This is a genomic window from Hyphomonas sp. TMED31 (assembly GCF_002172815.1).
Lineage (GTDB): Bacteria > Pseudomonadota > Alphaproteobacteria > Caulobacterales > Hyphomonadaceae > Hyphomonas > Hyphomonas atlantica.
This window is the reverse complement of the sequence record NZ_NHCK01000088.1, coordinates 1-15,579: the sequence shown is the minus strand read 5'-3', so window position 1 is coordinate 15,579 and position 15,579 is coordinate 1. Positions and strand designations below refer to the sequence as shown.

Here is a 15,579-nt window from a genome sequence, read left to right as displayed (position 1 = left end):
CCGCCCTCATAATAGAGATCCGGATCGGCCAGCACGACCACGCCCGGCGCCGGCGCGATCACCTCCGTGCCCACCGGCGTCGCCATGTCATATCCGCGATGCACTGAAGTGCTCTCGCACGGCTCCCCGGTCACCTTTGAGACGCCGACATATTTCCGCGTCGGCCCGAACGGCGAAGATGTTGGTGCATCAGAGGGCTTCACGAACCCCCCCAGCGCGCCGGGGCCGGGATTGAAGCTCGCAAACGCTTCCTGCTTCTTCACCCAGCTGCGCGAGGCATGTGCCTTCTGCTCGGCAGAGCGGGCGTCCACCTTGTCACAATCAAAGCCCGAGATTTCGCGATAGTCATCCTTGCGTGGCGCGATGGCCAGGTCTCCGAACGCGCCACTGTCATGAGACCAGCCAATGACGCTTGGGGCCGACGTGCTGATCCCGAATTGGGCCGAGCCCATGTCACTGACCGTCAGCTTCGTGCCCGCTACCGTGAACACGCTGCCCGGCGCGCCGGTACAGATCACCAGCCCGCCTTGGGTCAGTACCCCATCGCACATCGGCGCAGGCGTGATCGCGGTATTGTCCTGACTGGCCGTGGGGGCAGGCGTCTCTGCCACCGCGCAGCCCATGATCAGTGTCGATAGCCCGGCCAGCAGCGCGCGCCGCATCAGCTGCCCGCCTTGACCATGCGCTGGCTTGCCGCCTCTGCATCCCAATAGGCTTCCTGAAGGTCGACGCTCCAATAGCGCAGGGCCTGNANNGGNATNTTNCGGCCNGTCACCGCGCAGGTGACNTAGTCTCCNGGCGNGATCATTTCGATGTCGGCNTCNAGATAGCGAAGGCGGGCTTCGCCGGCGGGGCGGCTGGATCGATCTAGCATGNGCGCGAGCATGCCTGAAANGGGCAGAAAAGAAAAGATGCGCNGCGCAGAAAGTTTCCCCTTTGTTCCGCGGAACAAATATGGTACATCCGAGTCAGAGATGGCAAAAGGGGGCCTTGCCAAATGCGGCCTCATGGTAGACCTAAGGAGACGACTCATGGCCAAAGCGGCGCTTCAACTCGTGGACAAGGATTCAGGCGTGGATAAGCAGAAGGCTCTCGAAACAGCGCTCGGCAATATTGAACGGTCCTTCGGCAAGGGCTCGGTCATGCGGCTCGGCGACAAGAAGGTGATGGATGTCGAAGCGGTTCCCACCGGATCGCTCGGCCTGGATATCGCACTCGGCATTGGCGGTTTGCCCAAGGGCCGCATCATTGAGATCTATGGTCCGGAAAGCTCGGGTAAAACGACGCTGTCGCTGCACAGCGTAGCCGAGGCGCAGAAGAATGGNGGCGTCTGCGCCTTTATTGATGCNGAACACGCGCTGGACCCGGTATATGCTGGNAANCTTGGCGTGGATCTGGATGATCTTCTCGTGTCCCAGCCTGATACCGGCGAGCAAGCGCTGGAAATCGCGGATACGCTGGTGCGTTCCGGCGCGGTGGATTTGCTGGTCATCGACTCGGTCGCTGCCCTGACACCGCGCGCTGAACTTGAGGGCGAGATGGGTGATTCCCTGCCGGGGCTTCAGGCCCGCTTGATGAGCCAGGCGCTTCGCAAGCTGACTGGCTCCATTTCCAAGTCCAAATGCATGGTGATCTTCATCAACCAGATCCGGATGAAGATTGGCGTCATGTTCGGTAGCCCGGAAACCACGACGGGCGGTAATGCCTTGAAATTCTACTCGTCTGTTCGTCTGGATATCCGCCGTATCGGCGCGATCAAGGATCGTGATGAAGTGATCGGTAACCAGACCCGCGTGAAAGTCGTCAAGAACAAGGTGGCGCCGCCTTTCCGTCAGGTCGAATTCGACATTCTNTATGGCGAAGGCATTTCCAAGACGGGTGAGTTGATTGATCTTGGTGTGAAGGCTGAAGTGATTGAAAAGTCTGGTTCCTGGTACTCCTATAAGGGCGAACGCATGGGCCAGGGCCGCGAGAAGACACGGAATTTCCTCAAGGAAAACCCCGCTATCGCGGATGAGGTCGAGGACGCGATCCGGCGCAATGCGGGCCTGCTCGCAGACGAACTNCTCAATGCCGGCATGGAGTCTGAGCAGGATGACGATCTGCCGGACGCCGCCGAAGGGTGATCTGATATGCTCTGAAATCTGGCATTTCAGGGCATGATCTCTCACATTTCAGGTCAATGAACTGTCCCTTTGTGGCGCACCCCGCTTGGCGCGCCGCGAAGGGACCTTTATATCGCCGGTGTAATATTTGTGCCGATTCATTCGGCCCAACCCTCATCGCAAGGACACAGTGTTGCCCATGACCGGCGTAAACGAGATTCGCGAGACCTTTCTCTCCTTCTTCGAGAAGCGAGGTCATTTGCGTCAGGCGTCCGCGCCGCTCATCCCACAGAACGACCCGACGCTTCTGTTCGTGAATGCCGGCATGGTCCCGTTCAAGAACATATTCACCGGGGCCGAAACGCCTCCGGGGCCGCGGGCAACCACGTCCCAGAAATGCGTGCGCGCGGGCGGCAAGCACAATGATCTCGACAATGTCGGATATACTGCGCGTCACCACACATTCTTCGAGATGCTGGGTAATTTTTCCTTTGGCGATTATTTCAAGGAAGACGCGATCGCGTTCGGATGGGAGCTGTGCACCAAGGAGTTCGCGCTCGATCCGAAGAAGCTGCTCGTCACAGTCTATGCTGAAGATGACGAAGCCGCCGCGATCTGGAAAAAGGTTGCCGGATTTGATGACAGCAAGATCATCCGGATCGGCACATCCGATAATTTCTGGTCGATGGGCGATACTGGCCCGTGCGGCCCGTGCTCGGAAATATTCTACGATCATGGCGAAAGCGTTCCNGGTGGCCCTCCCGGTAGCCCGGANGAGGATGGNGACCGGTTCATCGAAATCTGGAACCTCGTCTTCATGCAGTTCGACCAGCAGGCCGACGGCACACGCAAGAANCTGCCCAAGCCATCGATCGATACNGGCATGGGGCTGGAGCGGATCTCTGCCGTGCTTCAAGGCTTGCACAATAATTACGACATTGACCTGTTCCGCAATCTGATCGCCGCCGAGGAAGACCTCTATGGCTCGAAGGCCGCTGGCGATCAGCTGGCATCCTTCCGCGTNATCGCAGACCATTTGCGNACGTCNGCGTTTTTGATCGCCGATGGCGTACTGCCGTCCAATGAAGGTCGTGGTTATGTCCTGCGCCGCATCATGCGCCGTGCCATGCGGCATGGTCATCTGCTCGGCGCGCGCGAGCCGTTGATGTACAAACTGGCGCCAGCACTGATATCCGAAATGGGCGCGGCCTATCCTGAGCTTGGCCGGGCCAAGGCGGCAATCGAGTCCGCTNTGGAGCAGGAAGAAGCCCGCTTCCAGCGTACGCTGGGCAACGGGCTGTCCTTGCTCGACAAGGAAACCGCGAACATGAAGGCGGGCGATGCGCTNCCGGGNGATGTGGCTTTCAAATTGTCGGACACGTACGGATTTCCACTTGATCTGACGCAAGACATTCTNCGTGGGCGCGATATGGGTGTCGATGTCGCCGGGTTCGAGGCTGCACTGGAGCAACAGCGNCAAGACAGCCGCGCAGCGGGTTTCTCCTCGGGAGATCAGGCNNCGGAGGATATCTGGTTCCGTGTTCGCGATGATGCTGGTGCCACCAANTTCACCGGTTATGACNGCACAGATGGAAAGGGGAAGCTGGTTGCGATTGCGGCCGGCGGAGCGCGCGTGGATACATTGTCACCAGGCGCAGCCGAGATCGTGNTCGATACAACCCCATTTTATGCCGAGTCTGGCGGGCAGGCGGGAGATCATGGCGAAATCGTTTTTGCGAACGGAGCACGCTTCATTGTGCGTGATGTGCAAAAGCGTGCTGCTGATCTGCATGTGCATATTGGCGAACTCGTTTCCGGTGAGGTGAAGCTGGGTGAGTCTGCGGACCTTCGCGTAGATGCGGAGCGTCGACGCGCCATCATGGCCAATCATTCGGCCACTCACATCATGCATGCGGCCCTGCGCAAGGTGCTGGGTGAGCACGTCACGCAGAAAGGGTCCCTCGTCGAGGCAGATCGATTCCGGTTTGATTTCTCCCACAATGGCCCAATGAGCCAGGCNGAGATCGAGGCCGTGGAAGACGAAGTCAACGCCCANATCCGTGAGAACATGCCGACGGGGATTCAGGTGACNTCGCCGGACAAGGCCATCGAAGCAGGAGCCTTGGCCCTGTTTGGTGAGAAATATGGCGATGAAGTTCGTGTGCTGTCCATGGGCACGGGCGACGCGCGGCGCTACTCGGTTGAGCTGTGCGGCGGAACGCATGTGGAGCGGTCTGGCGATATTGGCCTTTTTGTCATTACGTCAGAGAGCGGTGTATCGGCAGGTGTGCGCCGGGTGGAGGCAGCAACAGGCGCAGAGGCAGTTGCCTTCCTGAAAGGACGTGCGCAGATCGCGGTCGATCTGTCTGAGAGCCTGAAAGTTCCGCTCAAGGATGTTCCGCGGCGCGTGGCGGCTCTGGGAGACGAGCGCAAGGCGCTGGAGAAAGAGCTTGCCGAAGCCAAGCGCAAGCTCGCCATGGGCGGCGGCGGGGCTGCTCCTGCCGGACCGGAAGAGATCAATGGCGTCAAGCTGATGGCACGTATTGCCGAAGGTGTCGGCGGCAAGGAATTGCGTACGCTGGTCGATGAGGCCAAGGCGCAGATCGGTTCCGGCATTGTCGTTTTCGTGGGCGTCGCGGACGGTAAGGCGGGCGTTGCCGTTGGCGTAACCAAAGACCTGACCGACACTTACTCTGCTGTCGACCTGGTGAAAGCGGCCAGCGAAGCTCTTGGCGGCAAGGGCGGTGGCGGCCGACCCGATATGGCTCAGGCGGGCGGCCCGGATGCGGACAAGGCAGACGAGGCGCTAGCGGCCGTGCGTGCCGCGCTCGCAGGCTAGGCGGCCAGGCCAGCAGCAATTGACTCAAGCGGCGGAGCCCCTATGTAGGGGCTCCGTGGTGATTTGGTCGGTCGGCTTGCAGCCACGTTAAACAACTTGCTAAAAGGCTGCGCGGATATTCCGAACACCCTCACGGCAAGAGTCCGGCTGGCCAGAACTTGGTAGCGGAGTATTGCGTATGCCCATTCGAATTCCTGACGGCTTGCCCGCGCGCGAAACGCTTGTGCGCGAAGGNGTGCAGGTGCTGGATGAATCCATTGCCACACGGCAGGATATCCGCCCCATGCAGATCGGCCTTCTGAATTTGATGCCCAACAAGATCGAGACNGAAGCGCAAATTGCCCGGCTTGTCGGCGCAACTCCGCTGCAGGTGGANCTGACGCTCGTCCGGATCGGCAGCCATGTTGCCCGCAACACGTCGGAAGAACATCTNATCTCTTTTTACCATACCTGGGATGAGGTGAAGGATCGGAAGTTCGATGGCTTCATCATAACCGGAGCGCCNGTNGAGCGNTTGCCATTCGAAGACGTGTCGTACTGGGACGAGTTGAAACAGATCTTCGATTGGACAGAAACCCATGTGCATTCCAGCTTTTTCATTTGCTGGGGTGCCATGGCGGCAGTTCAGCATTTTCACGGCGTTCCAAAGCACGAGCTGAAAGAGAAGGCTTTTGGTGTTTATCGTCACCATAATCGCAAGCCGGAATCTCCTTTCCTCACGGGGTTCTCGGACGACTTTTCCGTTTCGGTGTCGCGCTGGACGGATGTGCGGCGGGAAGACATTCCCGAAGACAGTGGTCTGAGCATTCTTATGGAGAGCGATGAGACCGGACTGTGCCTGTTGCATGAAGCGCANGGAAACCGGCTCTATATCTTCAATCATATTGAATATGATTCTACATCGCTCGGCGCAGAGTATCAGCGAGATGTGNCGGCGGGGAAATCNATCAANGTACCGGCCAANTACTTTCCGGATGATGANCCCACCCGGACCCCGAAAAACCGGTGGCGCTCGCACGCGTTTCTATTGTTCGGGAACTGGATAAACCAGATGTATCAGACAACGTCCTATAATCTCNAAGATATAGGAACGGAGCGCGGCGGCGACAGTAAGGTCCGGCAGGCCAAGTAATCTTTGTNTCGCCAAGGGGCTCTCAANATCCGGCCAAGCCGGACAATAANGAATGGTCGGAGTGAGAGGATTCGAACCTCCGGCCCCTGCCTCCCGAAGACAGTGCTCTACCAGGCTGAGCTACACTCCGCGCCGAAGAACGGGGCTTTTACGCCTGCCCAAAAATTTTTCAAGGGGGCAATCTGAGGTTCGAGGATTCAGGCTGCAACCGGCAATGTCGGCTCGTCGGCGCCGGGGCTCCATTGGGCGTATTTCTTCATCACGCCCTTNAAGAGCGAGCTCTGCTTATGCCCCTCCAGCCATGCCTGCAGCGCGGGCAAATCCTGCGCGTTGAACCAGTCCATGTCGGTGTGAGCGAACTGGCGGATGAACGGAAAGATCGCAATGTCGGCCAGGCTCCGTTCAGCCCTGACAAGCTGGCCCCCCTGCGCTGTGATCCGCGCGTCCAGATCCTGAAGCATTTCGAGACCNCTGGCGCGCGCGGCGCCGGGCACGAGATCTTCGTCGGAATAGCGATTGGGGTATTTGTATCTGTCCAGCGCGCGCTTGAANGGACCATCATTGCGCGCGATCAATTCATTCGTCGTGTCGGGATCGGCGTCCAGCCAGCCTTCCGGATCGTTCTGCGCCAGCGCCCAGCGCATGACATCGAGGCTTTCATCCACAATGTCACCAGAGGAGGTCAGCAAGACCGGCACGGTTCCTTTCGGGCTTGCCTCCAGCATCTCGGTCGGCTTGTCCCGNAGGACGACTTCACGGACCAGCACCGGGACACCGGCTATGGACAGGCCCATCCGGCCACGCATGGCATAGGGGCAACGTCGAAACGTGTAGAGCGTATGNGCNGCGCTCATGCGTCTTCGCTCCGGCGTGCCTCCGGGCCCATATGTTCCTGGCCNCGCTGGCGGGCAAGGTCGATCTGCTTCTGGCGNTCGGCAAAGCGGGCNCGNTGNTCNTCNCTCATNTCGTCGATGCAGTGAGGGCAGGATACGCCAGGCACATAGCTGGCCTCCGCCTTGTCCGCATCCGTGATGGGACGCTTGCAGGCATGGCACATGTCGTACTCGCCGGGCGTCAGGTCGTGCTTTACTGACACGCGCTCATCGAAGACGAAGCATTCGCCGCGCCATTTGCTGTCTGTCTCGGGCACGGTTTCGAGGTATTTCAGNATGCCGCCTTTCAGGTGGAAGACATCCTCGATGCCCTCCGATTTCACAAAGCTGGTCGCTTTCTCGCAGCGGATGCCGCCCGTGCAGAACATGGCGACCTTGGGTGAGCGGCCTTCGGCTTCAAGCTTGGCGCGGAATTCGCGGAACCATTCCGGNAACTCCCGGAACGTCTTGGTCTCGGGGTCAATCGCGCCTTCGAAGGTGCCGATGGCGTATTCATAATCATTGCGCGTATCAATCAGCACAGTGTCCGGATCGCTGATNAGNTCGTTCCACTCATTCGCCTCNACATAGGTCCCGACCAGCGCATTNGGATCCGTGCCGGGCACACCCATTGTGACGATTTCCTTCTTCAGGCGCACTTTCAGGCGCAGGAACGGCATCTCGTCGGCTTCGGAGAATTTCGCTTCAAGATCTGCCGCCCCCGGGATTGCGCGAAGGGCAGACAGCGCAGTCTCAATGCCATCAGCCGTGCCGGCAATCGTGCCGTTCACGCCCTCGGCCGCCAACAGGACGGTGCCCTTGACGCCGGCACCACAAAGAAGCNGGGCGAGATCCGCCTTGCGGGCTTCAAAGTCCGGGAAGGAGAAGAATTTGTAAAAGGCTGCAATCGTGTAGGTCATGACGCGCCTTATGCCAGAATGCGGGGCAGATTTGAATATTGGCCGCGCAGGCTCGTGTCAGACCGGCTCAGACAGGATGCGCGGCAGTTTGAAGGTCACCGTTTCTCGGGCCGTCTCGATCTTGTCGAGCGAGACATCGAACCGCTCACCGCAGGCATNGATCACACCCTGCACAAGGTCTTCCGGCGCGCTGGCCCCGGCGGTCAGGCCGAGGGTTGANACGCCATCAAACCAGGCCCAGTCGATGTTNTCCGCGCTCGCCACCAGTTCCGCCCGTGCGGCACCGGCGCGCTTGGCAACTTCGACCAGTCTGACCGAATTGGAACTCGTCGTCGCGCCGATAACGAGCACCAGATCTGTGCCCGGCGCCAGAACTTTCACGGCNTCCTGACGGTTTGTGGTGGCGTAGCAGATGTCTTCCTTGTGGGGGCTCGAAATGCCGGGGAAACGAGCCTGTAGTGCGGCGACAATGTCTGCGGTGTCATCGACCGACAGGGTCGTCTGGGTAACGAAGGCGACATTGTCTGGATCGNTGGGCTCAAACGCGGCGACGTCCTCGACGGTTTCGATCAACGTGATCGTGTCGCCGGGCAATTGTCCCATCGTACCGATGACTTCGGGGTGTCCTGCATGACCGATCAGCACNATCTCACGGCCTTCGCGATGATGGCGTTCGGCTTCGACATGNACCTTGGAAACAAGCGGACAGGTCGCGTCGACATAAATCATGTTCCGGCGTTCGGCTTCGGCGGGCACGGATTTCGGTACGCCATGCGCGGAAAAGATGACCGGGCGGTCTTCCGGGCATTCGTCCAGTTCCTCGACGAATATGGCCCCAAGCTCCTCAAGACGACTCACCACATGCGCATTGTGGACGATTTCGTGGCGCACATAGACTGGCGCGCCCCATTTGCCGAGGGCTTCTTCGACAATCTGAATGGCGCGATCAACGCCCGCGCAGAAGCCCCGCGGGGCGGCAAGGCGGATTGTAAGTGGCTGCCTGTCGGTCATTTCATCCTATCTCCTGCCTGTGGGCGTTGCGCCGAGACGTCTGGGCCTTTAACACATCTGCAGCAACAGATGGACAGGCCTTTGCATCAGGCCAAGAAGGACACGCCGACGCATGATTAAATATGCCCCACTTCTCGCCGCGGTCATCCTCTCTGGCTGTGGAGGCAGCAAGCTCGCAGAGACTTTTGATACGCGCCAGAATGCCGGGCCATGCCCGCCAGTTGGTGCGCTGTATGATTCGTCGCGTTATATCGAACTTGATGGTGGCGGTGAACTCTACACCAATATCGAATACACCGGAGAGGTGATCGATGTTCGCCTGTTCTGTCGGTATGTCGGAACAGACCCACTGAAGGCGGAACTCGAGATCGATTTTGCGTTTGGCAAAGGTCCAGCGGCTGACGCGTCCACGCACACCTTCCCGTATTATGTCGCGGTGATCCGGCGCAGTGGTAAGGTACTCGCCAAGGAATACTTCAATGTCGATGCGAATTTCGGCGGNAACAAGCTCGCAGGTGCCACGGAAGTGATCCAGACCATCGAGATCCCGCGCGTAGACGAGTCGATCTCAGGCACGAACTTNGAAGTGATTGTCGGGTTCGAGCTGACCGAAGAGCAATTGGAATTCAACCGCGCGGGCAAACGTTTCCGCATGGATGCCGGGCAGTAACATCATGGCCAGTCTGATCAATGAATTGTCGGCGGCCGCCAGCGCCGCCTTTGAAGCTATGGGGCTGGAGGCGAGATGGGGGGNTGTGCGCCGGTCTGACAAGCCCGAATTTGCTGACTTCCAGTGCAATGGCGCGATGGGCGCTGCCAAGTCCGCGGGTCGTAACCCACGCGAGATCGCTGGCGAAATTGCTGCGGCGCTGAAAGAGCATTCGATGATCCTGTCGGCGGAAGTCGCCGGGCCGGGCTTCATCAATATCCGCGTTTCGGACGAGGCCATGTCTCAGCGCGCAGAATTCATTCGGACAGACGACATGGCAGGTGCGGAGCCTGCGCCGGACCCGAAAGTGACCGTGATCGACTTTGGCGGCCCNAATGTCGCNAAGCCGATGCATGTCGGCCATCTGCGCTCGGCCGTGATCGGCGACACGCTGGTGCGTCTCCTGCGCTTTCTTGGCGACAAGGTGACAGGCGACACTCATCTCGGCGACTGGGGGCTTCAAATGGGCCACTTGGTTACCGAGCTGTATGACGAGCAGCCGGACCTGATCTATTTCGACGAGAGCTTTGAAGGCCCGTATCCNGAAGAGCCGCCAGTNACGATTGATGATCTGGCACGCCTGTACCCTGCTGCGAGCGCCAAAGCGAAAGCAGATGCNGCGCGCAATGAGCGCAGCCAGAAAGCGGTCGCAGAGCTACAGGCGGGTCGGCCCGGCTATCGCGCCTTGTTGCGCCATTTCATCAATGTTTCCGTCGAGGCGTTGAAGATCGATTACGAATTCCTGAACGTGCATTTCGACCTCTGGAAGGGCGAAAGCGATGTGGANCACCTGATCCCGGGACTGGTCGAGAAGTTCAAGACGGCGGGTCTCTCTGAAGAGGATGATGGTGCCGTCATTGTTCGTATTGAGCGTGACAGCGACAAGAAGGACATGCCGCCCATCATGTTGGTCAACAGCCGCGGCGGCACCGGGTATCACACCACGGACCTNGCGACGATCGAAGACCGGATGGAGAATATGGAGCCNACGCCGGAGCTGATGCTCTATGTNGTCGACCAGCGCCANGCGCTGCACTTCGAACAGGTCTTTCGTGCGGCGGAGATGCTCGGCCTGATCGATGAAGGCCATATGGAGCATATCGGCTTCGGNACGGTGAATGGCGACGACGGCAAGCCCTTCAAGACCCGCGAAGGCGGCGTACTACGCCTGGCGGACCTGAACACGATGGCGTTTGAAGAGGCGCAGAGAAAGATTGTGGAAGCCGGCAAGCTGCCCGAAGATATGTCGGAACAGGAGCGTCATGAAGTGGCTGCCGCTGTGGCCCTNGCTGCGCTGCGTTTCTCGGATCTGCACAATACGCGTACCAGCAATTACGTCTTTGACCTCGACCGCTTTACCAGCTTCGAAGGCAAGACCGGGCCCTACCTGCTTTACGCGGCCGTGCGGATCAAATCCGTTCTGCGCAAAGCTGCGGAGGCCGGNTTCAAGCCGGGCGACATNAAGATTGGCCATGATGCAGAGCGCGCCCTCGTTTTACAGCTGGATGCCTTTGCAGCCGCGCTCCTTCAAGCGCGAGAGAAACGCATGCCGCATGTCCTGTGTGAGCATGTGTACAACCTCGCCCAGGGGTTCAGCGCCTTCTATGCCGCNCTGCCGATCGCCTCGGAAGAGGATGCNGATTTGCGCGCCAGCCGTCTTGCCTTGTCAGCGGCTGTCCTGAACCAGCTGGAGACCGGGCTGGACCTCCTCGGCATCCGTATNCCGGAGCGCATGTAGTCTCTACAGCGGTGTANCTTGCCACTGAGCAGATCCTCCCTGATCTTTCGTTGAGAGATNAGTAGAGGAGTTATCAGATGGCCAAGAACGTGCCCGCGCCCGTGGACGCACCTGTGGAGCCTGCGCCGCAATGGGAGTTCGCGTCCCAATGGTCCAAGGCATGGAAAGTGCTAAAATGGTCCGGCGTCGCCCTGCTGACCATCGCATTCCTGACGGTGATCGGGCAGGGATTTCTGTTCTATCGCATCTTCGATGATGTGCACCCGGTGCTGGGATACAGCTTCATCCTGATTCTCGCCGCGCTGTTGCTGTTGCTGGTTGGCCGACCGCTGGCGTCATTTCTGTCGATGCCTGTCGCGGCGAAGCCACCGCACACGCCGTTCGATATAGAGAAACCAGACATCTCGCTCCTCTCCCAGCGCCTGAAATATGATCTGAAATATCTTGCCATGCTGAAGCGGAATCCGCTGCTGGCTGATGAAGTGTCCGCGATGGAAGAGGGTATCGCTATCGGTCGCGCCTTGCTCGCGCGATTTGCGATTGCGGGCGAGGAGTCTGCGGCCAATGTCGCTGCAGATCTCGAAGCTTTCCAGAAGGACCATATTGAGATTCATTTGAAGAAGCTGGATACGAAGGTCGACAAGCTGATCCATGCGGAGGCTGTCGGCGTGGGCGTAGCCACAGCATTTTCGATGAATGGCACTGTGGACGCTTTCGTTGTGCTCTGGCGCAACGCCAATCTCATCGCACGTATCTCTCAGATCTATTTCGGGCGACCGCATCTTGGCGGCACGCTGCTGATCTTGCGCGATGTGGCCGCAATCGTGATCGTCAGTCGCGCGCTGGAGGATGTGACCGACATGACAGGCGATGTCATTGGCGGATTGCTCGGCCGGATGGGTGGGCTGATCGCCGGGCCGGTCATGGATGGCGCGGTGAACGCGATGCTCACTCTGAAGATGGGCTATCTGGCCAAGCGGCGGTGCCGCGCCTTTGAGGGCTGGTCCGCACGGCAGGCCCGGTCGATCTCGGCAGAGGCGCTTGAGCGGGTGAAAAAGGAATCCGGCTCGGTCGCGACAGACCTGCTGAAGCGGTGTGGCGGTCTGACGTCTCGGGCTGCCTGGGCGGCGGAACAGACCATGTCCGGCTCGCGCAATGCCTGGTCGATGGTTCAGGGCTGGTTCGGCCGCAAGCCATCGGAAGCATGATCCCCGCCTGGTTGCCCAAACATCTGGCAGGCGGCGTGGCAAGACAGGGGGGTGCTGACTCTCTGCTTGCTGGCCACCAGAATCCGCGCTAGTTCGACACTCATAGACGACCTCCTCCCGGGAGAGAGCGGGTAACCAGCCCCGCCGCCGAAGGCGCAACCGCCCCGGAAACGCTCAGGCAAAAGGACCGGGGGAGAGACAACACGCTGGAAAGAGGCGGGCCTTGTGGTGCCGTCTCGCCGAAGGAGCAAGCCCGTACATCGGGCGGAATCTCTCAGGCGCCCAAGACAGCGGGGGCGACGATGCGCAGCTTCGGGCTGCCCCGTCTCCTCATGAAAGGGCGTCATGGCCGAACCGACAACTGATAATCTGAAGCGCACTCCGCTTCATGACCTGCACGAAGAACTTGGTGCGAAGCTGGTACCGTTTGCGGGCTATGAAATGCCGGTTCAGTATCCGATGGGCGTCAAGGACGAGCATCTCTGGACCCGGTCCGAGGCAGGCTTGTTCGATGTGTCTCATATGGGACCGTGCTTTCTCTCCTTGGCAGATGGCATTGGTGGTGGAGACGAGGCACACGCGAAAATCGCTGCGCTGATTGAAACGTTGGTGCCCTCCGATATCGCCGGACTGAAAGAAGGTCAGGCGCGTCTGACCGTGCTGCTCAATGATGAGGGCGGCATTCTCGACGACCTGATCATCACACGACCAATCGGCGAAGAGGCGCAGGGGTCACTTTACATCGTTGTCAATGGTGCGGTGAAGGAGGCGGACTGGGCCCTCTTTGAGCGGACATTCGAAGGCAAGGCCGTGTTGACACGCGCCGATGATCGCATCCTGTTTGCCCTGCAGGGACCAAAGGCCGCCGAGGTAATGCAGGACTTTTTCCCGGGCTGTGAAGAGCTCAAATTCATGCGCCACATGCCGTTCGAGCTGAATGGGACTCGCTGCATCGTATCGCGCTGTGGGTATACGGGCGAAGATGGTTTTGAGGTGCTGGTCTCTCCCGAGGCGGGCGTGCCGCTGATCAAGGAGATGCTGACGGATGAGCGCGTGAAGCCGATTGGTCTCGGCGCACGGGACTCCCTGCGCCTGGAAGCGGGATTGTGCCTNTATGGTCACGATATGGATACCACCCGCGATCCGGTGGAGGCGGACCTTGCCTGGGTCATCCAGNAGAAGCGTCGTGAGCAGGCCAATTTTCCGGGAGCGGAGCGTATTCTGAAGGCGCTTTCCGATGGACCGGCTGAAAAGCGCGTNGGCATCAAGCCACTTGAAAGGGCCCCCGCGCGCGAAGGCACAGTGATCGAGATCGGCGGCGAACCTGTGGGTGTTGTGACATCCGGCGGTTTTGGCCCCAGTGTCGATGGGCCAGTAGCCATGGGCTATGTGCGCGCGGATCTGGCCGAACCTGGCACGAAGATTGACCTGATGGTGAGAGGCAAAGCGCGCGCTGCAGAAGTTTGCGAGCTGCCTTTTGTGAAACCGAATTACAAACGCTAAGAGGGAAACGGGCGATGACAANTTACTATACTGAAGATCATGAATGGATCACGGTTGAGGGCGATATCGCCACGGTCGGGATCACGAAATATGCGGCGGACCANCTCGGCGATGTGGTCTTTGTCGAAGTACCGGAAGCAGGCGCCAGCTTTGGCAAGGGCGACGACATGGCTGTTGTTGAAAGCGTCAAGGCGGCGTCTGACGTTTACGCGCCTGTGGCTGGCGAAGTGACCGAGGGCAATGGCGCGCTGGCCGATGCNCCGGAAACCGTCAACGAAGATCCGGAAGGCGCAGGCTGGTTCTGCAAGATGAAACTGTCCGATTCCGGAGAGCTTGGCTCTTTGATGAATGNGGATGCGTACAAGGCTTTCTGCGACGGCCTGTAGGGGCCTCCTGACACTCTGATGGAGTAACTAGCATGAGATACCTCCCCCTGACACCGGAAGACCGCGCAGACATGCTGGGCACGGTCGGTGCCAATTCGGTCGATGACTTTTTCACCGATGTACCGGAATCGGCTCGCNTGAGCGGTACAATCTCCGGCCTGCCGGACCATCAGGGGGAGCTCGCCGTTGAGCGCCATATGACGAAANTGGCCGCGAAGAACCGCTCGGCGTCGTCAGGGCCGTTCTTTGTCGGCGCTGGCGCCTACAAGCACCATGTTCCGGCCACGGTCGACATGGTGATCCAGCGCTCCGAGTTTCTGACAACCTACACGCCCTACCAGCCGGAAATTGCGCAGGGCACGCTACAGACTCTGTTCGAATTCCAGACCCAGGTCGCTGCGATGACTGCTATGGATGTGGCAAACGCCTCCATGTATGACGGCTCCACGGCCTGCGCCGAGGCGGCCATCATGGCGACNCGCGTNACGCGCCGGAAAAAGGTGATNCTGTCGGGCGGNCTNCANCCGCACTATGCCGCCGCCACGAAAATGGTGTGCGAGGCGCAAGGGTTCGAGGTCGTCCAGTTGCCNGTCGCCGTGGATGNTGAGAATGCGCTGGCCGATGCCGTCGACGANCAGACAGCCTGCGTGATCGGCCAGAGCCCNAACATTTTCGGAACGGTNACNGANNTNTCGAAANCNGCNGANGCCGCNCATGACAANGGCGCGCTGCTNGTNTCNGTCTTNACNGAAGCCGTTTCGCTGGGCCTTGTCACGCCGCCCGGAGAGATGGGNGCGGACATTGCCGTGGGCGAGGGCCAGTCCATCGGCAACGGCCTCAATTTCGGCGGGCCCTATGTTGGCCTGTTTGCCTGCACGCAGAAACTGGTCCGCCAAATGCCAGGGCGTCTGTGCGGGGAGACCGTTGACGCCAACGGAGATCGCGGGTTCGTGCTGACGCTGTCGACCCGCGAACAGCATATCCGCCGTGACAAGGCGACGTCCAATATCTGTACCAATTCCGGCCTGTGCGCGCTGGCCTTCACGGCGCATATGACGCTGCTGGGAGGCAAGGGGCTGGAACAACTGGCCCTGCTGAACCATGAGGCGGCCTGTGATCTCGCCGATGCGCTGGAAGCCGTCCCAGGCGTAGAAAT

The 15,579-nt window shown here is 59.7% G+C and carries 12 protein-coding genes, 1 tRNA gene, 2 pseudogenes and 2 riboswitches; of the genes and pseudogenes, 9 read left to right on the top strand and 6 right to left on the bottom strand.

Translation table 11 applies throughout. The annotated features are described in order from the left end of the window. Positions 1-662, bottom strand: a 662-nt coding sequence (locus tag CBB91_RS12760; protein WP_273014388.1) for a M23 family metallopeptidase, incomplete at its 3' end; no start/stop codon positions are given. Then, positions 662-808, bottom strand: a pseudogene (locus CBB91_RS12755) (DUF2093 domain-containing protein). The pseudogene CBB91_RS12755 and the gene CBB91_RS12760, both read right to left, overlap by 1 nt. Before the next feature lie 223 nt (positions 809-1,031). Here CBB91_RS12755 and recA point away from each other — a divergent pair. From recA to metA, 3 genes are all read left to right on the top strand, one after another. Next, positions 1,032-2,126 carry a recombinase RecA gene (gene recA, locus CBB91_RS12750; protein ID WP_273014386.1) on the top strand — a complete coding sequence of 365 codons (1,095 nt, stop codon included), beginning with the start codon at positions 1,032-1,034 and terminating at the stop codon, positions 2,124-2,126. A 178-nt stretch (positions 2,127-2,304) separates the two neighbouring features. Beyond that, complete coding sequence (gene alaS, locus CBB91_RS12745) at positions 2,305-4,944, top strand: alanine--tRNA ligase (RefSeq protein WP_273014384.1); 2,640 nt, start codon at positions 2,305-2,307, stop codon at positions 4,942-4,944. A gap of 45 nt (positions 4,945-4,989) precedes the next feature. Continuing rightward, positions 4,990-5,067: riboswitch (SAM riboswitch) on the top strand. Between the two features lie 55 nt (positions 5,068-5,122). After that, positions 5,123-6,076, top strand: a complete 954-nt coding sequence (gene metA / locus CBB91_RS12740; protein WP_273014382.1) for a homoserine O-succinyltransferase — start codon at positions 5,123-5,125, stop codon at positions 6,074-6,076. A 53-nt stretch (positions 6,077-6,129) separates the two neighbouring features. On the opposite strand, the gene CBB91_RS12735 is transcribed toward metA, so the two are convergent. The 4 genes and pseudogenes from CBB91_RS12735 to ispH form a co-directional block, all read right to left on the bottom strand. Then, a tRNA-Pro gene (locus CBB91_RS12735) sits at positions 6,130-6,206 on the bottom strand. 67 nt (positions 6,207-6,273) lie between these two features. Continuing rightward, positions 6,274-6,930: a glutathione S-transferase gene (locus CBB91_RS12730; protein WP_273014380.1), complete on the bottom strand. Its 657-nt coding sequence runs from the start codon at positions 6,928-6,930 to the stop codon at positions 6,274-6,276. Further along, positions 6,927-7,868 (bottom strand): annotated as a pseudogene (locus CBB91_RS12725) (rhodanese-related sulfurtransferase). Before CBB91_RS12725 ends, CBB91_RS12730 begins: the two are co-directional and overlap by 4 nt. A gap of 57 nt (positions 7,869-7,925) precedes the next feature. Then, the gene (ispH, locus tag CBB91_RS12720; RefSeq protein ID WP_273014379.1) at positions 7,926-8,879 is read right to left on the bottom strand and encodes a 4-hydroxy-3-methylbut-2-enyl diphosphate reductase; all 954 of its coding nucleotides are present in this window, start codon (positions 8,877-8,879) and stop codon (positions 7,926-7,928) included. 112 nt (positions 8,880-8,991) lie between these two features. Here ispH and CBB91_RS12715 point away from each other — a divergent pair, with 112 nt between their 5' ends. From CBB91_RS12715 to gcvPA, 6 genes are all read left to right on the top strand, one after another. Further along, entirely contained in the window at positions 8,992-9,549 is a 558-nt protein-coding gene (locus tag CBB91_RS12715; RefSeq protein WP_273014377.1) for a hypothetical protein, read from the top strand. Between the two features lie 4 nt (positions 9,550-9,553). Then, positions 9,554-11,326, top strand: a complete 1,773-nt coding sequence (gene argS, locus CBB91_RS12710; RefSeq protein ID WP_273014376.1) for an arginine--tRNA ligase — start codon at positions 9,554-9,556, stop codon at positions 11,324-11,326. A gap of 77 nt (positions 11,327-11,403) precedes the next feature. Further along, a complete protein-coding gene (locus CBB91_RS12705) occupies positions 11,404-12,534 on the top strand; it encodes a DUF697 domain-containing protein (RefSeq protein ID WP_035553051.1) in 1,131 nt (376 codons plus the stop codon). 108 nt (positions 12,535-12,642) lie between these two features. Further along, positions 12,643-12,734, top strand: a riboswitch (glycine riboswitch). Between the two features lie 145 nt (positions 12,735-12,879). Next, positions 12,880-14,037, top strand: a complete 1,158-nt coding sequence (gene gcvT, locus CBB91_RS12700; protein WP_273014374.1) for a glycine cleavage system aminomethyltransferase GcvT — start codon at positions 12,880-12,882, stop codon at positions 14,035-14,037. Positions 14,038-14,051: 14 nt separating this feature from the next. Next, positions 14,052-14,423: a glycine cleavage system protein GcvH gene (gene gcvH, locus CBB91_RS12695; RefSeq protein ID WP_273014372.1), complete on the top strand. Its 372-nt coding sequence runs from the start codon at positions 14,052-14,054 to the stop codon at positions 14,421-14,423. Between the two features lie 32 nt (positions 14,424-14,455). Then, on the top strand, positions 14,456-15,579 hold a 1,124-nt coding region (gene gcvPA, locus CBB91_RS12690; RefSeq protein WP_273014370.1), incomplete at its 3' end, for an aminomethyl-transferring glycine dehydrogenase subunit GcvPA.